Raw genomic sequence first — 21,899 nt, 5'->3', positions numbered from 1 at the left:
CGTCCCGAGGGCTCCGCCCTCGTTACCGGGCCTGGCTCACCGGAGCGCGGTAGGCGAGGACCGGGTACCCGAGGTCGTCCTGACCTATGTGGACGTCCACTTCGTACACCTGACGGAGGAGTGCCGGGGTGAGTACCTCGGTCGGGGTGCCGTGGGCGACCAGCTCGCCGCGGTGGAGCAGGAGGAGCCGGTCGCAGTAGCGGGCGGCGAGGGCGAGGTCGTGCAGGGCGACCAGCACCGTCTGGCTCGTGTGGGACAGCAGCTCCAGCAGCTCGAGCTGGTGGCGGATGTCGAGGTGGTTGGTCGGTTCGTCGAGCAGGATCGCGGTCGGGCGTTGGGCGAGAGCACGGGCGAGGTGGGTCCGTTGCCGCTCGCCGCCGGACAGGGTGGACCAGTGGCGGTGGCGGAGTCCGGCGAGGCCGAGGTGGTCGAGTGCGGCGTCGACGACGGCGTGGTCGGCGGGGGACAGGCCGCGCCACCGGTCGCGGAACGGCGTCCGGCCGAGTGCGACGACGTCGGCCACCCGCGGGTCGGTGTCGCTCTCGCCGGTCTGCTCGACGAAGGCCAGCCGCCGTGCGACGTGCCGGGGGTCGTGGGCGGCGATGTCCTCGCCGTCGTGGTGGACGGTGCCCGCGGTCGGGGTGCGCAGGCCGGCCAGGCAGCGCAGCAGTGAGGACTTGCCGGCACCGTTGGGGCCGATGAGGCCCACCGTCTCGCCGGACTCAACCGCCATCGTGACGTTCCTGACGACGGTGGTGCCGCCCGCGGTCCAGGTCAGGTTCCTGGCCGAGATCCTCACAGCTCACCTCGCCTGCGCAGCACCAGGAGGAACAACGGCACCCCGACGAGCGCGGTGAACACGCCCACCGGCACGTCCCTCGGCGCGAACGCGACCCGGGACAGCGCGTCGGCCCACACGAGGAAGACGGCACCGGCGAGTGCCGACAGCGGTAACAGCACCCGGTGCGACGGGCCGACGAGGAACCGCACCCCGTGCGGGACGAGCAGGCCGACGAACGCGATGGCGCCGACCGACGCCACGACGACCGAGGTCAGCACGGCCGTCGCCACGAGCAGCACGATCCGTGTCCGGCGGACGTCGACGCCGAGGGAGGCCGCGGTGTCGGTGCCGAACGCGAACCCGTCGAGTGCCGTCGCGTGCAGCCACAGCACGAGCAGCCCGGCCGCCGCCACGACGGTGGTGACGGTCAGCGAGTCCCACCGCGACGGTGCCATCGACCCCAGCAGCCAGTGCGTGACCGCCCGGGTGGTGTCCGCGTCGCTGGAGGCCATCAGCACCAGGTAGGTGACCGCCTCGAACAGCAGCCCGATCACGATGCCGGTGAGCACGACCCGCACCGACCCGAGGCCGCGCCGGCCCAGCAGCGCGAGCAGCAGCGCGAACGAGCAGAGCGCGCCGACCAGGGCGCCGCCGGACACGCTGACCACCCCGCCGCCCACCCCCAGCACGACGACCAGCACCGCGCCGGTCGAGGCGCCGTGGGAGACCCCGAGCAGGTAGGGCTCGGCGAGCGCGTTGCGGGTCACGGCCTGGAGCACGGCGCCGCAGCCGGCGAGCGCCGCGCCCACCACGGCGGCCATCAGGACGCGGGGCACCCGCAGGTCCCACACCAGCGAGTCCAGCAGTCGGGGCAACGGCTCGACGTCGAGCCCGAGGTGTCCGCCGAGCACCCGGCCCAGCTCGCCGAAGCCGATGTCGCCGCTGCCCACCACCATGCACGCGGCGAGCGACACCAGCAGGGCCACCACGCCCGCCGCGAACAGCGGCCCGGACCGCCGCCCGGCCTGCCGGACGGGCGCCGCCGGCACCCGCACCTCCGCGTCCGGACGCAGGGCGAGGGGCAGCTCAGCCGGCATAGCCGAGATCCCGCAGGCCCGCCGCGAACAGCTCGAGCGCGTGGACCGAGCGAACCGAGGGATCCATCTCGATGCCCGGCACCTCGATGATCCGGTTCTCCCGCACGGCGTCGAGCTGCGACATCACCGGGTGCTCGCGCATCAGGCGGATCTTCTCCTCGGCGCTGTCCCCGGGCGAGCCGCGTTCGGACAGGTCGCCGACCACGATCACCTCGGGGTCACGCTCCGCGATCCGTTCCCAGGACACCTCCGGCCAGTCCTCGGACACGTCGTCGAAGGCGTTGCGCGCTCCCAGTGCCGCGCTCATCTCGGTCGGCAGTGCGGTGCCGCCGGCGACGTAGGGCGTCCCGTTGAACGTGGAGTACAGCCACAGCACGCTCGGTTCGCCGGCCACCGCCCGCCCGACCTTCTCCGCGTCGGCCAGGGCGGCGCGCTGCTCGTCGGCGAGCGCCGCGGCGCGGTCCTCGATCCCGAAGATCCGGCCGAGCGCCTCGTAGTCGGAGAACAGCAGGTCGAACGGGGACATGCCGGGCTCGTTGTCGGCCGGGCAGGCCACCGCGCTGACGAACGACGGCAGCCCCAGCTCGGCCAGCTCCTGCCGCGACCCGACCCGGTCGGCGGTGAACTGCGCCGGGAACGAGGCGACGACGAGGTCGGGCGTCGCCGCACGTAACTGCTCGGCGGTGAGGAGCTTCGGGCTCAGCACCGGCACCCTGGCGTAGTCCTCCCGGTACTCGGCCGCGACCTCGGTCTTCAGGTTGGCCGTGCCCACCATGCGGTCGGCCAGGCCCAGCTCGAGCAGGGTCTCGGTCGAGGACTGGTCCAGCGTCACCACGCGCTCGGGCGGTTCGGTGAACGACAGCTCCTGACCGCAGCTCCGCACGGTGCTCGCCGGCGCTGAGCGCGCGGGATCGGCCGCGGGGTCGGCTGGGGGGTCGGCACAGCCGGACAGCCCGACGGCGGCGGCGGTGAGCACCGAACCGAGTGCGGCCGTCCAGCCGCTTCTGCCACATCGTGTCATCTCTTCCTCCCTGGGAAAGGAACGGAGGTCGTCGGCCTGGTGAAGCCGCGGGTCGTGGGGACCGCCATCGCGGCGACCGGAGCGAGGAAGCACACGACCGCGCAGGTGCCGAGCACGGCGTACTCCCCGAACGCGTCGATGGCCGGCACGATGAGCGCCAGTCCCACCGGTGCGAGCCCGTAGGAGAGCAAGAAGTCCAACGAGGACACTCGAGCGAGCTTGTCCGGCGCGACCTCGCGCTGGGTCGCGGTGAACCAGGGCACGTTGAACAGCTCGATCCCCAGCCCGGCGACGACGTAGGCGGCCACGACCACCGTCCAGTGCACGGGCAGCAGCAGCGCGAGCGGTACGAAGCCGTGGCAGGCAAGGGCCCCCAGGGCGGTCCAGCCCTGGACGCGGGGCCGCCACCGGGTGAGGACGAGCGCCCCGAGCAGACCGCCCACCGTGTACGCGGTCAACGCCGCTGCGAGTACCGCCTCGGTGCCGTAGCGGTCCCGGCTGACCAGCGGCAGGACCACGCTGGATGCGGAGTACCCGGTGGCGATCACCGTGGTGAGCGCGCCCAGGCCGGCGAGGAACCAGGGGTGGCGCCTCGCCTCCCGCACGCCCTCGCCGAACTCGCGCGTGAACGAGGCCCGCGGGGCGGCGGTGTCCACCCCGTGTCGCCCGGCCGGCGGCACGAGCGCGGCGCACAGCCAGACCAGGCCGGTCCCGACCAGCAGCGCGGTGGTGCTGAGCACGGCGGCCAACAGGGCCGTCAGTGCCGGGGCGGTGAGCGTGACGACCCGGACCGACAACGCGATCGCCGCGTTGGCCGCCTGCCTGCGCTCCGGCTCGACGATCTCGGCGACGAGTGCCTGGAACGCGGGTCGGCACGCACCCTGCCCCGCACCGACCACCACCGCCGCGGCCGCCATCAACGCGACCGAGCGTCCGAGCCCCAGCGCCAGCACGGGCGAGCCGACCGCGGCGGCCAGCCCCGCCCACAACACCACCTGGCGGCGTGAGCGGCGGTCGGCGAGCACCCCGCTGACCGGAACGGCCAGCAGGAACCCCGCCGTGCGCGCGGCGAGCACCACGCCGAGGCCGGCCGCGCTCAGCTCGCGGGTCAGCACCCCCAGCCCCAGCACGAACGGCAGCGCCCACGTCGCCAGGCCCGACGCCGTCGTGCCAAGCCAGAGCCGGGCGAACCGCGCCCCGAGCGGCGCCGAGCGCCGGGCTCTCCTCCCCGCGATCCCGGCCGACGACGAAGTCACCCTCTGGCCTCCTCGGTCTAGACGGAAATGGTTATCATTTGTAACATAGCCGACCGTGAGCATGGATGCACCGGCCTGTGGCCCCTTCCGGTTCCGGCGCGGTGGCGCCGGGTGAACGTCGAACAGCTCATCGCCGGCGTCCTCGCCGGAGAACATGGCCCCCGTCCGTCCACGATGGACGCGACGAGCGTTTTCTGGCTCCATCACGGAACGCGCCTGGCCGGCGGGAACACCACCTACCGCAACCAGTACCTTCTGGTCCGATGTGGGCGGTCGTTCGGCGCCTGCGCGTTCGAGGCCGATGAGGTGGACCCGTCGATCTGCCTCGAGGCGTCCGGCCGGTCCGTCGGCGACCTGCTGCGGGACGGCCCGCTACCGCTGCGAATCGCCGCACTGGACGCCTATCTCGCCACCGTTCGTCCACACCGGGAGGCGCCGGACGCGGAGCCGGTGTCCCTGCCCGCGGGCACGCCGGAGGTGCGGGCTCGTGCCCGCGACGCCGCGATCACCGGCCTGCTGGACATCGCGACGGGTGCGCGGGTCGCGCTCATCGGGGTGGTGAACCCCCTCGTGGCCGCCATTCGCGAGCGGGGAGGGGTCTGCCTCCCGTGCGACCTCAACCTGCCCGCGACCCAGTGGGGGGACACCGTGACCTCGGAGATGAGCGAGGTGCTCGAGGACGCCGACGCGGTCGTCGCGACCGGGATGACGCTGGGAAACGGCACGTTCGACGAGATTGTCCGCCGCTGCCGGGAGCGAGCCGTGCCGCTGGTCGTCTACGCGCAGAGCGGGAGCGCGGTCGCGCGGGCGTTCCTCGGTGCCGGGGTGACCGCGGTGTCGGCAGAGCCCTTCCCGTTCTCCCAGTTCAGCGCGGATGTGACCACGCTCTACCACTACCGCCAGGCGACGCCGGCATGATCGTCGGCACCGGGCACTCCGCCGTCCACCACGGTGAGCTCCTCCAGGGTGTCTTCGTCGACGCCTCCGGTCGGCCGTGCCGGGGGCTGGTGACGCTGCCGATGGGCGGGCCCGGCGTCCGCGCCGAGTTCGCACCGACACCCGGCACCGGGGTGGTGGTCGTGCGCCCGGCGGACCGGGTGAAGGCCGCCCGCGCGGCCTCGCTCGCGACCGCCGAGTGCGCGCGCCGCAGCGGCCGGCCGCGGTGCGGTGGGCGGCTGCGGCTGCACAGCGACATCCCGCTGGGCTTGGGCATGGGCTCCTCCAGTGGCGACGTGATCGCCGCGATCCGCGCGGTGGCGGCGAGCTTCGGCGTCGAGCTGCCGCCCGCCGCCGTCGCCCGCCTCGCGGTCCGCGCCGAGCACGCGAGCGACCCTCTCATGCTCGAGGACCGTCCGCTGCTGTTCGCCCACCGGGAGGGCCGGGTCCTGGAGGACCTCGGCGCGGCGCTGCCGCCCGTGGTCGTCGTCGGCTGCCTGACCGGGGGCGGCAGACCGGTGGACACGCTGACGGTTCGTGGCCCGTGCCGGGAGGAGGACGTGCGGTGTTTCGAGGGGCTCCGCGCGTTGCTGCGCCGGGCGATCGCCGACGCCGACCTCGCCCTGCTCGGCCGGGTCAGCACCGAGAGCGCCCGGCGCAACCAGCGGGTGCTGCCCAAGGAGGAGCTAACCGAGCTGGAGGCCGTCGCCCGGCGGACCGGGTCGGCCGGCGTGCAGGTCGCGCACAGCGGGAACGTCGCGGGACTGCTGTTCGACCCCGCGTCCGATCTGGACCGGCGGCTGTGGCACTGCCGGCGGGCGCTTGACCGGCACGGCATCCCGGTCACACGCATCTTCACCACCGGCCGAGCGGAGGGCGGACATGGACAGCCACATCGCCGACGCGATCAGCAGACCGGACCTCGTCCGCCTCGACGACGGGTTGGTCTGCCTGCGGTTTGAGTCGATGAAGGTCGTCTCCGCGCTGGCCGCCGTGGAGCACCTGCTCGAGACCGGCGTGGTGCGGCCAGGGGACACCCTGCTGGACTCCTCCAGCGGCATCTACGCCTACGCGCTCGCGCTGGCCTGTCACCGCTACGGCATGCGCTGCCACATCGTCGGCTCCACCACGGTCGATGACACCCTGCGCGCCCAGCTCGCGGTCCTCGGTGCCCACCTGGAACAAATGGCCCCGTCGGTGAGCCTGAAGCTCGACCAGAGCCGCCGCGTCGCCCGCATCCACGAGATCCTCCGCGACAACCCCGGCTACCACTGGATGCGCCAGTACCACGACGCCATCCACTACCTCGGCTACCGGGCGGTGGCCGACCGGATCGCCGACGAACTCGGCGACGGACCGCTCACCCTCGTCGGCGGCGTCGGTTCCGGTGCGTCGACCGGTGCCCTCGCCACCTACCTGCGCGGTCGCCTACCCGAGGTGGCGCTCGTCGGGGTACAACCCTTCGGCAGCGTCACGTTCGGCAGCCAGCACGTGTCCGACCCGGACATCATCATCGCCGGCATCGGCAGCTCGATTCCCTTCGACAACGTCGACCACACCCTCTACGACACCCTGCACTGGGTCGGTTTCACCGCCGCCCTCGCCGGCAGCATCGCCCTGCTGCGCGAACACGCCGTCTTCGCCGGCCTGTCCACCGGCGCCGCCTACCTCACCGCCCACTGGGAACACGACCCCGCCCGCACCACCGTGTTCATCGCGGCCGACACGGGGCACCGCTATGTCGAGAGCGTGTTCGCCCGCTTTCGCGAGGCGCCGGCTGTTGAGAGCCTGGCCCCGGTCGAGGTGTCTACTGTGGACGAGCTGCGGCTTCCGTGGTCACGTATGCGCTGGGGAAGGGCGGGTGGGCCGGGTTGAGCTCCCTCGGCCGACAATGGTCTAACGCCACATCGTCGGCTTCAAGAGCGCCTGCGGCGTCGCTGCGCGATGGCTTCGCCACTCTTGACCCCGACGCTGTGGCGCTAGGGACGGCCTATACGAGGGAGCCGGGGGGAGTGTAGGGAGGTTTCCTTGTTCGGTGGGGTTGCCTGGGAAGCGGCGCGCCGAGGGCTCGGCTCTGAGGGAGGCTGCCTACTCCTTCCCGCTGCTCCCTCATACAGGCCGGTTCGTGGCTCCGGGGGATCGGTGTCAAGGGGCGAGCGAAGCGAGCTCGCGTCAGCGACGCCGAAGGCGCCCTTTACACCGATCCCCTGGAGTACGACGATTGTCGGCCTGAGGGAGCGAGGGCTCGGGGAGCTGCTACTGCTCGGGCACCGTCTCCAGGAGCTGGGCTGCCAGCTCTGCGGCGGGGGTGGCCAGGGCGGCCTCGATTCGGTGGAACGCCTTCTGGGCGACTATGGCCGGCCAGTCCTGGGGTAGGTGGCGTACGGGGAGGCGTGGGTCCGCGCGAATGGTCTGTAGCCACTCGGTGACGATTGACAGGTGGGCGGCGAGTGGGTCGGCGGCGTACGGCTGGGGAGTTCCGTGGTCCCAGCGGGTGAGGAAGTCGCGGTAGCCGGTGGCCAGGCGGGGGAGGTCGTAGGCGTCCTCGACGAGTTGGCCGATTTCGGTCAGGTCGTCGGCCGTCGCGCGGAAGACGCGGACGCGGGCGCCGAGGCCCAGCTCCGCCACGATGCCGTCCACGACGACGTGGCCGGGGGCTATCCACAAGCCTCCTTGTAGCGGGCCGAAACCGGCCCAGGCCAGCTGTGAGCGCAGGTCGTGTCGCTGGCGCTGCCAGGCTTCGGGCAGTGAGAAGCCGAGCAGGGTCCAGGTGCCGTCCCAGTCGTCGTTGACCGCTCCGGTCCGCCAGATGCGGGTGTGGCCGTCGCGCAGGATGTCGACGGTGCGGGGGGTGAGGCCGAAGTACATGCGCCTGCCATGTTTCTGCCGGCGCAGCAGCCCGCGGTTGACCATGCGGGACAGGGTCGACCGGGACGCGTGCTCGGAGACGCCGAGCCGGCCGAGGACGTCGATGACGCTGCCGGAGAAGACGCACCGGCCACGCCCGAAGACGTAGTCGCCGAGGAAGGTGAGCATCAGGGAGCTCGGTCGTGGGCCCGGGTTCTGCACGTCGCGATATTAGGCACATTCTTGACGGCTGCAAGCACTACGCCTAGCTTTAGGTGCGGCCGCATCGCGCTCCTGGTACAGGGAGGTACCGTGCGTCGACTTGCTCCGCTCCTCGCCACCCTCACTCTCCTCACCACTGGATGCGCCGACGACGGTTCGGGCGGCTCCGGGGACGGCCCCATCCGGGTGGGCCAGATCGTGTCGCTGACCGGCAACTACTCGCCGCTGGGCAGCGAGAACAAGAAGTCCGTCGAGCTGGCCGTCGAGCGGGTCAACCGCGAGGGCGGCGTGCTCGGCCGACAGCTCGAGCTCGTGGTGCGGGACGACCGGAGCCAGCCGGACCAGTCGGTGCTGGCGTTCAACGAGCTGCGCGGGGACCAGGTCGCCGCCGTCATCGGCTCCCCGTTCTCCAACTCCGCGCTCGCCACGGTCCCCCTCGTGGACCGGGCTGAGCTGCCCTACCTCTCGCTCACCCCGGCCGACGAGCAGATCGACCCGGTGCATCCCTACGTGTTCGTCGTCCCCGCGACCTCGAGCACCTACGCGGAGCGAATCCTCCAGTACTTCGAGGCGACCGGCGTGTCCGAGGTGGCCGTCGCCCACGACACCCGCAGCTCCTACGCCGTCGCCGGGTTCGAGGGCATGACGGCCAAGGCGCGGGAGTACGGCGTCGACCTGGTCGCGACCGAGGAGTTCACGACCGACGCCACCGAGTTCGGTGCGCTGCTGGGCCGCGTGCGTACCTCCGGCGCACGGGCGCTGGTGGTCTGGGCCACCGGCGCGCCCGCCGTCGCGCTGACCAAGCAGTACGCCAGCGCCGGGGTGGACGTGCCGCTCGTGCTGACCGGCGCCCAGGCCAGCACGCTGTTCCTGGACCCGGTCGGCGAGGCGGCCGAGGGGGTGCTCGTGGCCAGCTCGATCGGCGTGGTCGGCCCGCACCTGCCCGACGGCGAGCAGAAGGCGGCCGTCGACGAGCTGACCACCGCCTTCCAGGACGAGTACGGCTACCCGCCGCCGCAGTTCGCCCAGGACGGCTACAGCGCGGTCAAGCTGCTGGTCGCGGCGATCGAGAAGGCGGGCGACGCCGAGCCGGAGAGCATCCAGGCCGCGTTGCAGGACCTGACGTTGACCACGCCCAACGGCGAGTACACCTACGCCGAGGACGACCACGCAGGTCTCGGTCCGGAGTTCATCGCGGTCAACACGGTGACCGACGGCCAGTTCGTCCCGACCGAGTGGACCAGCGAACAGCTGGCCAGCCTGGCCGGTTAGGACGGTGCACCCGCTGCTGCGCGTGAACGGGCTCCGCCGCTCGTTCGACGGGGTGTTCGCCGTGCGCGAGGTCGACCTCGAGGTCCCGCGGGGTGAGCTCCGGGCCGTCATCGGGCCGAACGGCGCCGGGAAGTCCACGTTGTTCAACCTCATCGGCGGACAGCTCCGGCCGGACGGCGGTGAGGTCGTCTACGACGGCGACCGCATCGACCGGTGGCCCTCGCACCGCAGGGCCCGGGCGGGCATCGGCGTCGTGTTCCAGGGAGCACGCGTCTTCCGCGGCATGACCGTGCTGGAGAACGTCATGGTCGGCGCGCACGGGGTCACCCGGTCGGGGTTCCTCGGCGCGGTGACCCGTGCGCCACGGCACCGCCGCGAGGAGCGGGAGATCCTCGGGACCGCCCGGGAGTGCCTGGCCAGGACGGGGCTCTCGGCGTGGGCTGACCGCGCGGTGGACGCGCTGCCGCTCGGCCAGCAGCGCGGGGTGCAGCTGGCCCGGGCGTTGTGCGGGCGGCCACGCCTGCTGCTGCTCGACGAGCCGGCGTCAGGGCTGCGGGCGGCCGAGCGGGCCGAGCTCGCCGCGCTGGTCGAGAACCTGCGGACCGACGGGCTGACAGTGCTGCTGGTCGAGCACGACGTCGCGTTCGTGAGCCGACTCGCCGACCGGGTCACCGTGCTCGACCTCGGCCAGGTCATCGCCGAGGGCACGCCGACGCAGGTCAGGGCGGACGAACGGGTGATCGCGGCCTACCTCGGTGCGGAGGTGAGCGCGTGATCCGGACCAGCGGCCCGCTCGTCGAGGTCGCCGAGCTGACCGTGCGCTACGGCGCGGCGACCGCGCTGGACCGGGTCAGCCTCACCGTGGGCGTCGGCGAGCTGGTCGCGCTGGTCGGCCCCAACGGCGCCGGGAAGTCCACCCTGGTCGACACGCTGTCCGGGATCCTCGTGCCCGCCTCGGGCTCGGTGACCGTGCGAGGTCGGCTCGCGCACGTGCCGGAGGGACGGCAGGTGTTCGGCGACCTGTCCGTCGAGGACAACCTGCGCCTCGGCGGATGGCGGATCGGGGAGCGCGACACCGCCGCGGTGTACGCCGTGCTGCCCGCTCTGACCGAGCTGCGCCGGCGGCGGGCCGGGCTGCTCTCCGGCGGCGAGCAGCAGATGGTCGCGGTCGGGCGGGCACTGATGAGCCGCCCGGACGTGTTGGTGATCGACGAGCTGTCGTTGGGTCTCGCGCCGCTCGTGGTCGCCGACCTCGTGCGGCACCTGCGCGAGCTCAACGCCTGGCGCGGCGTCGCGGTGCTGCTGATCGAGCAGAACGCCCGCCTGGCCCTGGATCTCTGCTCCCGTGCCTATGTGCTGGAGGCGGGCCGGATCGTCGCCGAGGGCACGAGCGCGGAGCTCGCCGCGAGCTCCCTGGTGTCCGACGCCTACCTCGGCGGGGTGGTCGTCGATGGCGAATGAGCTCGCCGGCTACGTGATCACCGGGCTCGGCACCGGGTGCGGCTTCGCGCTGGTCGGCAGCGGGCTGGTGGCGATCTACCGGGTCACCCGCGTGGTGAACTTCGCCCAGGGCACGTTCGCCGTCATCGGCGCGATGTGTGCGTCGTCGCTGCTCTCCGTTCTGCCGCACGGGATCGCCGAACCGCTCGCGGTGCTGGCCGTGGCACTGGTCGGGTTGCTCGTCGGGTTCGTCGCGATAGGACGGCCGGGCACCACCCCGCAGGCCGCGCTGATCGTGACGCTGGGGCTGGCCATCTTCGCCTACGCGGTCGTTGTGCTGGTCTGGGGCGACCAGCCGCGCTCGTTCGCCGGCGTGCCCGGGGCGGTGACCGTCCTCGACGGCCGGGTGCAGAGCCACTACCTGCTGGTCATCGGCGTCACCGTGCCGGTGTTCGCCGGCATGGCACTGTTCTTCGGCCACACCGACCTGGGCCGGGCGCTCACCGCGTGCGCCTCGAACCCCTACGCCGCGCGCGTGATCGGCATCGACGTGCGGCGGATGGGGCTGCTGGCCTTCGCCATCGGCGGCGCGCTCGGTGCCCTGGCCGGAGTGCTGCTGACCCCGGTCCAGCAGATCACCTTCGACTCCGACGTGACGCTGATCGTCAACGGGTTCGCGGCGGCCGTCCTGGGTGGACTGACGCGCCCGGCGGTCACGCTCGCCGGCGGGCTGCTGCTCGGCGTGACCCAGGCGCTCGTCGCGGGGTATGGCAACGCCGCGCACCAGACCGAGATCGCGCTCGGGCTCATGCTGGCGGTGATGATCGGGCGGGCGGCGCGCCGTCCGGCGGCACTGGAGGAACCGACGTGAGGACAACCGCACTCGTCCTCGCCGCCGCGGCAGCGGCGCTGGCGCTGCCGGTCGTGCTGGACGGCCGCCAGCTCGGGATCTACGTCCTGGCCGGGCTCGCCGCCATGGTCACCGTCGGGCTGGCGCTGCTGATGGGCTTCGCCGGACAGATCTCGCTCGGCCAGGCCTCGTTCTACGCCATCGGCGCCTACACCGCGGGCCTGCTCACCGTGAACGGCGTCCCGCCGCTGCTCGGTCTGGCCGCCGCGCCGGTGCTCGCCGCCGGGTTCGCCGCGGTCGTCGGCATCGGACTGCTCCGGCTGCGCGGGCACTATCTCGCCTTCGCGACCCTGGCCATGCAGTTGATCCTGCTCTCGGTCCTCGCCCAGTCGGAGTGGGCCGGCGGGGCGATCGGCCTGCAGGGCATCCCGCGGCTGTCGGTCGGTGGGATCGAGCTGGACGAGGACGTCCACTACGCCTACCTGGTCCTGGCCGGTCTCACCGGGACGCTGCTCGTGGCGCGCAACCTCGTCGCCTCGCGCGTCGGCCGCGGACTGCGGGCACTGGCCACGAGCGAGGTCGCGGCGGGGGCCAGCGGGGTCCCGGTCGGCCGCTACCGCCTCGGCGTGTTCGCGCTGTCCGCCGCGTTCGCGGGCCTGGCCGGCGGGATCTACGCGTTCTACCTCGGCTACCTCGGACCCGGGTCGTTCCCGGTCCTGCTGTCGGTCGAGTACGTCGTGATGGCCGTGGTCGGCGGGCTCGGCACCGTGTCCGGTGGCGTGGTCGGTGCGGTGGCCATCGTGCTGCTCGTCCAGGTGCTCAACGACATCGGCACCCGACCGGGCATGCCGAGCTACGCCCCGAGCGTGCTCTCCTACGCGGTCTACGGGCTGCTGCTCGTGATCGCCGTGCTGTACCTGCCGCGTGGCCTGGTGCCCGCGCTGTCGAGGAGGGATCGGTCGTGAAGCTGCTCGTCGTGTCCACGCTCGTCGTGGGCCTGCTGTCGCCGGCGACCGCCGCGGACCCGGTGCACGTGGAGGGCACGCTGCCCAGCGGGGCGACCTACGTCATGGACGTGCCGGCGGGGTGGAACCGGACGGTCCTGCTCTACAGCCACGGCTACACCCCGGACGGGGCACCGAACCCGGCGCGCAACGCCCCCGACGAGGAGGTCCGGACCGGCCTGCTCGACCGCGGCTACGCCCTGATCGGGTCCTCCTACGCCGAGACCGGCTGGGTCCTCGAGCGGGCGTTGCCGGACCAGGTGGCCACCCTGGACGCGTTCGTCGACCGCTTCGGCAGCCCTCGGGAGACGATCGCCTGGGGGACCTCGCTCGGCGGGATGGTCACGACCGGCCTCGTCGAGCGGTACGACCGTTTCGACGGCGCGCTGGCCATGTGCGGTCTGCAGCAGGGCGGGGTCGCCAACTGGAACAACACGCTGGACCCGGTGTTCGCGATCCGGACGCTGCTGGCCCCCGGCTCGACCGCGCCCCTGGTCGACCTGCCCGACCAGGCGACCGCGCTCGCCGCCGCGGCCGAGCTCACGGCGGCGCTCGACGCCGGCCAGAGCACCGCGCTCGGCCGGGCCAGAACAGCCCTGGCCGCGGCACTGCACAACATCCCGGCCTGGACCGAAGCCCAGCTGCCGGAGCCGGCGCCCGGGGACCACGAGACCGCCCAGCGCAACCAGTACCTGGCCCTGCGCGGCACCGTCTACGTCGGACTGTCCTGGCGGCAGGAGGCGGAGACCTGGGCCGGGGGGAACATGTCGTGGAACACCGGAGTGGACTACACCCGGATGCTCGCCCGGTCGTCGATCCGGGCGGAGGTCGAGGCGCTCTACGCGCGTGCCGGGGCCTCCCTCTCCGCCGACCTGGCGACCCTGGCGGCCGCGCCCCGGATCAGTGCCGACCGCCACGCGGTCGCCTATCTGGTCCGCAACCTCAGCTTCACCGGGCGTCCCGGCGCGCCCCTGCTCACCATCCACACCACCGGCGACGCGCTGGTGCCGGTCCAGGTCCAGCGGGCCTACGCGGACGCCGTGCACGAGGCCGGGCGGGAGCGGTGGCTGCGCCAGGCGTTCGTGCACCGCGGCGGCCACTGCACGTTCACCACCGGCGAGATGCTCGCCGCCCTGCGCGCGCTGCGCGAGCGCGTCCGCGACGGGCGCTGGCCCGACACCGGGCCCCGGGCGCTGAACGAGGCGGCCGAACGGCTCGACCCCGGCGGGACCCACGCCTACCTCGCCTACCGGCCGGCGCCGTACCCGCGGCCGTTCGACCTGGTGGATCCGCCTCCCCGGAACTAACCCTGTTGGTCACCGTGGGCAGCAGCGTTCCATCAGGTCACGTACTTGTGGCTGGGTTGCGTCACGTTCCCCTGGGGTGACGGTAGCGGAGGTCGAAGGCAGGGTTCCACTGATCGTTGATCTGGAGAGGAGCAGATGTGGAGCTGACCGGACGGGTGGCGGTCGTGACCGGTGCCGGACGTGGGCTCGGCGAGGCCTACGCGACGGCCCTGGCCGCGGCCGGCGCGGCGGTGGTGGTCAACGACGCCGACGCCGAGTCGGCGACGCGGACCGTCGACCGGATCACCGCCGCCGGCGGGGCCGCGGTGACCGAGCCCGGCGCGGTCGGGCCCTCGGCGGTGGCCCAGCGGCTGGTGGACCGGGCCGTCGAGGCGTACGGCCGGCTCGACGCCCTGGTCACCAATGCCGGCGTGCTGCGGGACCGCATGCTCTGGCGGATGTCCGACGAGGAGTTCGACACGGTCCTCGACGTGCACCTGCGCGGCACGTTCACCTGTGTGCGTGCGGCGGTGCGGCGGATGCGCGAGCAGGGCGACGGGGGGCGGATCGTCGTCGTCGGGTCGCCGGCCGGGCAGCGCGGCAACGTCGGGCAGACGAACTACTCGGCGGCCAAGGCCGGCATCGTCGGGATGGTGCGCACCTGGGCGATGGAGTGCCAACGGTCCGGGATCACGGTGAACGCCGTGATCCCGGTCGCCGCGACCGCGATGACGGCGACGATCCCCGCGTTCGCCCCGTACGTCGAGGCCTGGCAGCGGGACGGCACCCCACTGCCGGCGTGGCTGCGGTCCGGGGAGGGCTTCGGCACCCCGCGGGACGCCGCCGGGCTGGTGGTCTTCCTCGCCTCCGCCGCGGCCGGCGCGGTGACCGGGCAGGCGATCGGGATCGGCGGGAACAGGCTCTCGTTGTGGACCCACCCGCAGGAGGTCACGGTGTCCTACCGGGACGGCGGGTGGAGCGCCGACGCGATCGCGCAGACGTGGGCGACGACGGTCGGGCGGGACCTCCAGGAGGTCGGGATTCCCGCGCCGGTGGTGCCCTCGTGAGGGTGGCGGACCTGGTCGCGCTCGACGTGCACGTCCACGTCGAGGTCTCGGCCGGCGGCCACAACTCGCTGCCCCCGCACCTGATGAGCGGCTCCGCGGCGTACTTCAAGGTCGCCGGCGAGGAGCGCACCAGGACCGTGCCGGAGATCGCCGCGTACTACCGGGAGCGCCGGATGGCCGCGGTGGTGTTCACCGTCGACGCCGAGGCGGCCACCGGACACCCACCGATCTCGAGCGAGGAGATCGCCGAGGAGTGCGCCGAGCACGCCGACGTGCTGGTCCCGTTCGCCAGCGTGGACCCGTGGCGGGGCCGGGCGGCCGTGCGCCGGGCCGTCGCGCTCGTGGAGCGGTACGGGGTCCGCGGGTTCAAGTTCCACCCCAGCCTGGGGGCCTTCCACCCCAACGACCGGATGCTCTACCCGCTCTACGATGTGTTGCAGGACAGCGGGATGGTCGCGTTGTTCCACACCGGACAGACCGGGATCGGCGCCGGTCTGCCGGGCGGGGGAGGGATCCGCCTCAAGTACTCCGACCCGATGGCCGTCGACGACGTCGCCGCCGACTTCCCGGACCTGCGGATCGTGCTCGCGCACCCGTCCTTCCCCTGGCAGGATGCGGCGCTCGCGATCGCCACGCACAAGCCCCTGGTGCACATCGACCTGTCCGGCTGGTCCCCCAAGTACTTCCCGCCCCAGCTGGTGCGCTACGCCAACACGCTGCTCAGGGAGAAGGTGCTGTTCGGCTCCGACTTCCCGGTCATCACCCCGGACCGGTGGCTGGCCGACTTCGCGAAGCTGGACGTCAGGCCCGAGGTGGTGCCGATGATCCTCAAGGAGAACGCCGTGCGGCTGCTCGGACTCGGCGATGCGTGACCAGGGCATCGGGTCCTGGACGACCCGCCGGGCTCGCATGTCGCCCGACCAGGTCGCCGTCGTCGGCGAAGGTCGTGAGTGGACCTATCGGCAGCTGCATGAACGCGCCACCCGGTTCGCCCACGCGCTCGCCGGGCTCGGTGTCGGCGCTGGGGACCGCGTCGCCTACCTCGGCCCCAACCACGTCGCGTTCCTCGAGACGCTGTTCGGCACCGCGAAGCTCGGCGCGATCTTCGTGCCGCTCAACACCCGCCTGACCCCGAACGAGCTCGCCTACATGCTGGCCGACAGCGGCGCGGCGGTCCTCGTGCACGCGCCGAGCCACGCCGAGCACGCCGACGCGCTGCGGGGCATGGTCCGGATCCCGCATGTGGTGGACCTGGACGAGCACGCTCGACTGGTGGCGCAGGCGCCCGTCGAGCCGCTCGACGAGCCGGTCGGCCAGGACGAGGTGGCCATGATCATGTACACCTCGGGCACCACCGGCCACCCCAAGGGTGCCGCGCTGACCCATGGCAACATCCAATGGAACAGCGTCAACCTGCTCATCGACGTCGACCTGGCCGGCGACGAGGTGACCCTGGTGAACGCGCCGATGTTCCATGTCGCCGCGCTCAACCAGACCGTGCTGCCAACGATGCTCAAGGGCGGCACGGTGGTGCTGATGCCGGCGTTCGACCCGGAGGGCACGCTGGAGCTGATCGAGCGGCACCGCGTCACCTACCTGTTCGGCGTGCCCGCGATCTTCGCGGCGGTCGCGGCGAGCCGGCGGTGGGCCGAGGCGGACCTGTCCTCCGTGCGCACGCTGATCTGCGGCGGCGCGCCGGTTCCGCACCAGGTGATCACCACCTACCAGGAACGCGGTCTGGTGTTCCTGCAGGGCTACGGCCTCACCGAGTCCTCGCCGAGCGCGTCGTTCCTGCGCACCAGGGAGAGCCGGGAGAAGGCCGGCTCGGCCGGCACGCCCTGCTTCTTCACCGACATGCGGGTCGTCGGGCCCGACGGCGAGCAGGTGCCGCCGGGTACGCCCGGCGAAGTCGTGCTGCACGGGCCGAACGTCATGCGCGGGTACTGGGGCAAGCCGGCGGAGACGGCGGCGGTGCTCTCGGCCGACGGCTGGCTGCGCACCGGCGACGTCGCGGTGTCCGATGAGGACGGTTACCTGTACGTCCGGGACCGGATCAAGGACGTGATCATCTCCGGCGGCGAGAACGTCTACCCGGCCGAGGTGGAGGACGCGCTGCACAAGCACCCGGCGGTGGCCGACTGCGCCGTCATCGGCGTGGCCGACGAGAGGTGGGGCGAGGTCGGCCGGGCGGTGGTGGTGCTCCGCGAGGGTGCCGGCGCTCGCCCGGAGGAACTGCTGGAGTTCCTCGACGGCCGGATCGCGCGGTACAAGATCCCGAAATCGGTCACGTTCGCCGGGGCGCTTCCGCGCACGGCGTCCGGGAAGTTGCTCAAGAGCCAACTGCGCACGACCTACGGAGGGCAACGGTGACCACTGTCGTCAACGGGCTGGCCGAGCTCGCCGCGCTCGCCGGCCGGGAGCTCGACCCCAGCGACTGGCACCGGATCAGCCAGGAGCGGATCGACACCTTCGCCGCCGCCACCGGTGACCACCAGTGGATCCACGTCGACCCCGAGCGCGCTGCCACCGGCCCGTTCGGCACCACGATCGCGCACGGGTACCTGACCCTCGCCCTGCTCATTCCGCTGTGGAGCCAGCTGCTCCGTATCGACGGCATCCGGATGGCGGTGAACTACGGCCTGAACCGGGTGCGCCTGCCCGCGCCGGTCCCCGCCGGCGGTCAGGTCCGGCTCAGGGCCAGGGTCGCGGAGGTGGAGAACCTGGGCGTGGAGAGCGTTCAGACCATTGTGGACTTCACAATGGAGCTGCGGGACGCGCCGAAGCCGGCGCTGGTCGCCGAGGCGGTGTACCGCTACTACGCCTGAGCACCGAGGCTATGCTGCCGTCCGTGCAGCAGACGCGCCTCGACGCCGCTCGGATCGGCGCGGCTCGACAGCTGATCGACCCGGTCTTCCTCGACACGCCGCTGTATAGGTGCGAGGCGCTGGACCCCGGCCTCGGGTGCGCGGTGAGCATCAAGCTCGAGACCGCGAACCCGGTACGCAGCTTCAAGGCCCGCGGCACCGAGGTGGTCGCGAGCCTGCTCGCCGCCCGAGGCCCGCGTGCCGTGGTGTGCGCCAGCGCCGGCAACCTCGGCCAGGCCCTCGCCTGGTCGGGTCGCGGCCGAGGGCTCGACGTCACGGTCGTGGCACCCCGACACGCGACGGCGGCCAAGCTCGACCGCATCCGCGCGTTGGGCGCCAGGTTGGAGCTCGTGGACGGTGACCACGAGCTGGCGCGCGACCTGGCCGCGGCCATCGCGCGGCGCGACGGCATCCGGCTGCTCGAGGACAGCCTGGACCTCGAGACCTGCGAGGGCGCGGCGACGATCGGTCTGGAACTGGTGGACAGCGCGTCGTCGTTCGACACCGTCCTGGTGGCACTCGGTGGCGGGGCACTGGCGACCGGTGTCGGCCACGTGGTGAAGTCGTCGAGACCCGACGTCGAGGTGGTCTGCGTCCAGCCGCTGGGCGCGCCGGCGATGACGCGCTCCTGGCACGAACGGAGGGTCGTCACCACCGAGTCGACCAACACCATCGCCGACGGCGTCGCCGGCCGCCACCCCATCCCCGCCGTCCTGGACGACCTCCTCCTGATCGTCGACGACGCCGTCCTGGTCACCGAGGCATCGATCGTCGCGGGGATGCGGATGCTCCTCGACCACGCCGGCCTGGTCGTCGAACCCTCGGCAGCCCTCGGCATCGCGGCGATCCTCGAGGACCGCGACCGCTTCGCCGACCGCCACGTGCTCACGATCGTGTGCGGCGGCAACGTGGACCTGGACGCCTACCGCCGCTGGACGGATCCCGCCGTCGACCCGTCACTCCTGTAGGTACGCGTGATCGGGGAACGTGGCCCGCCGCGGACATCTGCCACGGGAACTCACGCCGCGTGTCGGCCGGTGGGGCGCAGCGGGCGACGGGGTGTCGTGCGGGTCGTCGGTGGCCTGGGCTCGTCGATGTCGGGGTGCGGCGGCGCCTCGGCGTCGTCGTGGCTGGTGCGGTCGTGGGGTGCCGGATCGGAGTAGCGGCGGTTGACCACGATGAGCAGGGCGAGCGCGACCACGAGCAGGCCGTGTTCGGCCACTCGGGACATGCCGACGGCACCGGTGAGGATGTCGTGCACCGAGTACGGCGCGAGGACCAGGACGAAGCCTCCGAGCACGGGGATCAGGCCGGAGGTGACCCGTGAGTGGAACGCCGCCCAGAGCACTCCGGCGCCGAGGGCGAGGTTCCAGGCGGTGCTCTCGTTGAACAGGTGGCCGTCGCCGTGGGCGGCGACGACGGTGGTGTGCACGCCGAGCAGCTGGGACAGGGCGAGGGCGAGCTGTGCGGCGGCGACGGCGACCAGCGCGATGCGGGCCCACCATCCCCGGGTCTCGTGCGGTGGGACCGCCAGGTCCAGGATGGCGGCGGACAGGTCCGGCACCGGTGGGGCCTGCCGGATCCGCAGCGCGCGGGACTGGTGCTCCACGCGCGCCCGCCAGGACCGGCATGCCGCGCACGAGTCGACGTGCTGGTCGGTCTGGTCCGCGGGGACGGGTTCCTCCTCGCCGTCCATCCGGGCCGAGAGCGCTTCGCGACAGGTCAGACAGTCCACGCCTGTCATTGTCGTCCATGGCCGCCGCTCGGTTCCCGGGAACGTCTCCCCACCTGTCGGCAGGGCTCGTTATCCTTTCGTTTTGTGCCGATCCCGTCCGACGCCGATGAGTTGACCGAGCTCGCGCTCGCCGCCGGAAGGGGCGACAGGCGTGCCCTGGACCGGTTCGTCCGGGCCAGCCAGCGTGAGGTGTGGCGGCTGGTCGCACACCTGGCCGGGGTCGGTCTGGCCGACGACCTCACCCAGGAGACCTACCTGCGGGCGATTCCGAGCCTCGCCCGGTTCGCCGGCCGCTCGACCGCGCGGACCTGGTTGTTGTCGATCGCGCGGCGGGCGGTGGTGGACCACGTCCGCGCCGCGCGGTCACGGCCGAGGACGACGCACTCGGTGGACTGGGCCGACGCCGCGGACCGCCGGCAGGCGGCCGCCCACCGTGCCGCCGCGGGTTTCGAGGACCTGGTGGAGCTCAACGTGCTCCTCGGCCAGCTCGACCCCGAGCGCCGCGAGGCACTGGTGCTGACCCAGCTCCTCGGCCTGTCCTACGCGGAGGCGGGGGAGGTCTGCGGTTGCCCGGTCGGCACCATCCGCTCCCGGGTCGCCCGCGCCCGCGACGACCTCGACGCGCTGCGCACCGACGAGCGCCGCCGCGACGACGCCGGCTGAGGGGTTTTCGGCGCTGCCGGGAACTCGCGCGCCGGTCGAGCCGACCAGTTCCTCGACGACGGATGTCGCCGTGTGGACGAATCCTGGAGAGCCATGTCAACGACCGCCGAAACCCCGCAGGCGGATCCGGCCGCACCGACCGGCAAGGGCGACCGGTCGGTGCGCTCGCTCGCGCCCCTGGTGCGCCGCCTGCACTTCTACGCGGGCGTGCTGGTCGCGCCGTTCCTGGTGGTCGCGGCGCTGACCGGGCTTGCCTACACCATCGCCCCGCAGCTCGACCAGATCGCCTACGGCGACCAGCTCCACGTGCCGGCGGTGGGGGCGGCCACCGTCCCTCTCGCCGAACAGGTCGAGGCGGCGCGGGCGGCTGTACCGGACGGGACGGTGACCCTCGTCGTCCCGCCCGGCTCGGCCGACGCCACGACGAGGGTGGTGTTCGCCGTACCGGAGCTGGCCGACCGGGACCGCACGGCCTTCGTCGACCCCTACACCAGGCAGGTGCGGGGGCAGCTGACGACCTGGTTCGGGTCGACGCCGCTCACGACGTGGCTCGACGACCTGCACCGGAACCTGCACCTGGGCGAGGTTGGGCGGCTCTACACCGAGCTCGCGGCGAGTTGGCTGTGGGTGCTCGTGCTCGGCGGTGTCGTGCTGTGGTGGGGTCGCCAGCGGGGCCGCCGCCGGGTGCGCCGGATGCTCCACCCGGAGCTGTCCGCCTCGGTGGGGGTGCGCCGGACCCGTAGCTGGCACGCCAGTACCGGCCTGTGGCTCGCCGTCGTGCTGCTCATCCTCTCGGCGACCGGCCTCACCTGGTCCACCTACGCCGGCGCCCGGTTCGACCTGCTGCAGGAGCAGCTCGACGCGACCAGCGCCGAGCCCGACACGAAACTGTCCACCGGCCACGAGGGACACGCGGACGGGGATGCCGGCGCGGCCGAGGAGTCCGCCCTGTCCGAGGTGGACACCGTGCTGGCGGCCGCGCGGTCGGCGGGGCTGGACGGCCCGGTGGAGATCACCCCGGCGGCCGGTGCCGGCGAGGCGTGGACCGTCGCTCAGGCCGACGACGTGTGGCCGGTTCGCCAGGACGTCGTGGCGGTCGACCCGGGCACCGGCACGGTCACCGACCACGTCCGGTTCGCCGACCAACCCCTGCTGGCGCGCCTTTCCACCCTCGGTGTCCAGGCGCATATGGGTGTCCTGTTCGGACCCGTGAACCAGGTCGTGCTCGCCCTGACCGCGGTCGGGCTGCTGGGCGTGATCGGGTGGGGCTACCGGATGTGGTGGCAGCGCAGGCCCACCCGCGCCGACCGGCGCCGGCCGGTAGGCGATCCGCCGGACCGCGGCGCGTGGCGGCACCTGCCGCCGGTCCTGCTCGTCGTCGGCATCCCGGTGCTGGTCGCCCTCGGGTGGGCCGTGCCCCTGCTCGGGTGGAGCCTGCTCGCGTTCCTGCTCCTCGACGTCGCCATCGGGCTGGCCGGGCGTCGTCGCGGGGGCGGGAAGCCGGCCGAGCCGGTCGGGTGAGACACCACCGACAGGCTGTTGCCACCGGCTGGCTGTG

At 72.8% G+C, this 21,899-nt stretch carries 22 protein-coding genes; 16 read left to right on the top strand and 6 right to left on the bottom strand.

The annotated features are described in order from the left end of the window. Positions 1-22 precede the first annotated feature (22 nt). The 4 genes from BU204_RS06330 to BU204_RS06315 are packed head-to-tail and all read right to left on the bottom strand — an operon-like array spanning position 23 to position 4,134. Positions 23-799 carry an ABC transporter ATP-binding protein gene (locus tag BU204_RS06330; protein ID WP_075124581.1) on the bottom strand — a complete coding sequence of 259 codons (777 nt, stop codon included), beginning with the start codon at positions 797-799 and terminating at the stop codon, positions 23-25. After that, the gene (locus BU204_RS06325) at positions 796-1,878 is read right to left on the bottom strand and encodes a FecCD family ABC transporter permease (RefSeq protein ID WP_083661042.1); all 1,083 of its coding nucleotides are present in this window, start codon (positions 1,876-1,878) and stop codon (positions 796-798) included. Before BU204_RS06325 ends, BU204_RS06330 begins: the two co-directional genes overlap by 4 nt. Then, positions 1,868-2,899: an ABC transporter substrate-binding protein gene (locus tag BU204_RS06320; protein ID WP_075124580.1), complete on the bottom strand. Its 1,032-nt coding sequence runs from the start codon at positions 2,897-2,899 to the stop codon at positions 1,868-1,870. The genes BU204_RS06325 and BU204_RS06320 overlap by 11 nt, the downstream gene beginning before the upstream one ends. After that, complete coding sequence (locus BU204_RS06315) at positions 2,896-4,134, bottom strand: MFS transporter (protein ID WP_075124636.1); 1,239 nt, start codon at positions 4,132-4,134, stop codon at positions 2,896-2,898. The genes BU204_RS06320 and BU204_RS06315 overlap by 4 nt, the downstream gene beginning before the upstream one ends. A 132-nt stretch (positions 4,135-4,266) precedes the next feature. Here BU204_RS06315 and BU204_RS06310 point away from each other — a divergent pair, with 132 nt between their 5' ends. From BU204_RS06310 to BU204_RS06300, 3 genes are read left to right on the top strand one after another with little or no spacing between them, the layout of a single operon-like run. Further along, entirely contained in the window at positions 4,267-5,073 is an 807-nt protein-coding gene (locus BU204_RS06310) for a Rossmann-like domain-containing protein (RefSeq protein ID WP_075124579.1), read from the top strand. Beyond that, positions 5,070-6,053, top strand: a complete 984-nt coding sequence (locus tag BU204_RS06305) for a GHMP family kinase ATP-binding protein (RefSeq protein ID WP_143229328.1) — start codon at positions 5,070-5,072, stop codon at positions 6,051-6,053. Before BU204_RS06310 ends, BU204_RS06305 begins: the two co-directional genes overlap by 4 nt. Beyond that, on the top strand, positions 5,974-6,966 hold the full coding sequence (locus BU204_RS06300; protein WP_075124578.1) for a pyridoxal-phosphate dependent enzyme: 993 nt from the start codon (positions 5,974-5,976) through the stop codon (positions 6,964-6,966). Before BU204_RS06305 ends, BU204_RS06300 begins: the two co-directional genes overlap by 80 nt. A 381-nt stretch (positions 6,967-7,347) precedes the next feature. On the opposite strand, the gene BU204_RS06295 is transcribed toward BU204_RS06300, so the two are convergent. Beyond that, the gene (locus BU204_RS06295; RefSeq protein WP_233159431.1) at positions 7,348-8,160 is read right to left on the bottom strand and encodes a PaaX family transcriptional regulator; all 813 of its coding nucleotides are present in this window, start codon (positions 8,158-8,160) and stop codon (positions 7,348-7,350) included. A 90-nt stretch (positions 8,161-8,250) separates the two neighbouring features. Between BU204_RS06295 and BU204_RS06290 the strand changes: the two genes are divergently transcribed. The 11 genes from BU204_RS06290 (at position 8,251) to BU204_RS06240 (ending at position 18,911) form a co-directional block, all read left to right on the top strand. Further along, entirely contained in the window at positions 8,251-9,432 is a 1,182-nt protein-coding gene (locus BU204_RS06290; RefSeq protein WP_075124576.1) for an ABC transporter substrate-binding protein, read from the top strand. A 4-nt stretch (positions 9,433-9,436) separates the two neighbouring features. After that, entirely contained in the window at positions 9,437-10,207 is a 771-nt protein-coding gene (locus BU204_RS06285) for an ABC transporter ATP-binding protein (protein ID WP_198942783.1), read from the top strand. After that, positions 10,204-10,893: an ABC transporter ATP-binding protein gene (locus BU204_RS06280; RefSeq protein WP_233159429.1), complete on the top strand. Its 690-nt coding sequence runs from the start codon at positions 10,204-10,206 to the stop codon at positions 10,891-10,893. Before BU204_RS06285 ends, BU204_RS06280 begins: the two co-directional genes overlap by 4 nt. After that, entirely contained in the window at positions 10,883-11,743 is an 861-nt protein-coding gene (locus BU204_RS06275) for a branched-chain amino acid ABC transporter permease (RefSeq protein WP_075124575.1), read from the top strand. Before BU204_RS06280 ends, BU204_RS06275 begins: the two co-directional genes overlap by 11 nt. Further along, complete coding sequence (locus BU204_RS06270) at positions 11,740-12,687, top strand: branched-chain amino acid ABC transporter permease (protein WP_075124574.1); 948 nt, start codon at positions 11,740-11,742, stop codon at positions 12,685-12,687. Before BU204_RS06275 ends, BU204_RS06270 begins: the two co-directional genes overlap by 4 nt. Beyond that, positions 12,684-14,033 (top strand): alpha/beta hydrolase, encoded by a 1,350-nt coding sequence (locus BU204_RS06265; RefSeq protein ID WP_075124573.1) that lies wholly within the window; start codon positions 12,684-12,686, stop codon positions 14,031-14,033. The genes BU204_RS06270 and BU204_RS06265 overlap by 4 nt, the downstream gene beginning before the upstream one ends. A 137-nt stretch (positions 14,034-14,170) precedes the next feature. Beyond that, a complete protein-coding gene (locus BU204_RS06260) occupies positions 14,171-15,079 on the top strand; it encodes an SDR family oxidoreductase (RefSeq protein ID WP_075124572.1) in 909 nt (302 codons plus the stop codon). Then, positions 15,076-15,951, top strand: a complete 876-nt coding sequence (locus BU204_RS06255) for an amidohydrolase family protein (protein WP_075124571.1) — start codon at positions 15,076-15,078, stop codon at positions 15,949-15,951. The genes BU204_RS06260 and BU204_RS06255 overlap by 4 nt, the downstream gene beginning before the upstream one ends. Further along, entirely contained in the window at positions 15,944-17,449 is a 1,506-nt protein-coding gene (locus tag BU204_RS06250; protein ID WP_075124570.1) for an acyl-CoA synthetase, read from the top strand. Before BU204_RS06255 ends, BU204_RS06250 begins: the two co-directional genes overlap by 8 nt. Continuing rightward, positions 17,446-17,904, top strand: coding sequence for a MaoC family dehydratase (locus tag BU204_RS06245; RefSeq protein WP_075124569.1), 459 nt, complete (start codon positions 17,446-17,448; stop codon positions 17,902-17,904). Before BU204_RS06250 ends, BU204_RS06245 begins: the two co-directional genes overlap by 4 nt. 23 nt (positions 17,905-17,927) lie before the next feature. Then, positions 17,928-18,911, top strand: a complete 984-nt coding sequence (locus tag BU204_RS06240) for a threonine ammonia-lyase (RefSeq protein ID WP_075124633.1) — start codon at positions 17,928-17,930, stop codon at positions 18,909-18,911. A gap of 50 nt (positions 18,912-18,961) precedes the next feature. On the opposite strand, the gene BU204_RS06235 is transcribed toward BU204_RS06240, so the two are convergent. Beyond that, the gene (locus tag BU204_RS06235) at positions 18,962-19,678 is read right to left on the bottom strand and encodes a zf-HC2 domain-containing protein (RefSeq protein WP_075124568.1); all 717 of its coding nucleotides are present in this window, start codon (positions 19,676-19,678) and stop codon (positions 18,962-18,964) included. An 84-nt stretch (positions 19,679-19,762) separates the two neighbouring features. Here BU204_RS06235 and sigC point away from each other — a divergent pair, with 84 nt between their 5' ends. Both sigC and BU204_RS06225 read left to right on the top strand, forming a co-directional pair. Further along, entirely contained in the window at positions 19,763-20,341 is a 579-nt protein-coding gene (sigC, locus tag BU204_RS06230; RefSeq protein ID WP_075124567.1) for an RNA polymerase sigma factor SigC, read from the top strand. Between the two features lie 93 nt (positions 20,342-20,434). Then, positions 20,435-21,862 (top strand): PepSY-associated TM helix domain-containing protein, encoded by a 1,428-nt coding sequence (locus tag BU204_RS06225; protein ID WP_075124566.1) that lies wholly within the window; start codon positions 20,435-20,437, stop codon positions 21,860-21,862. The last annotated feature ends 37 nt before the right edge of the window (positions 21,863-21,899 follow it).

This window comes from Actinophytocola xanthii (assembly GCF_001921205.1).
Classification (GTDB): domain Bacteria; phylum Actinomycetota; class Actinomycetes; order Mycobacteriales; family Pseudonocardiaceae; genus Actinophytocola; species Actinophytocola xanthii.
This window is presented reverse-complemented; position numbering and strand designations above follow the sequence as displayed.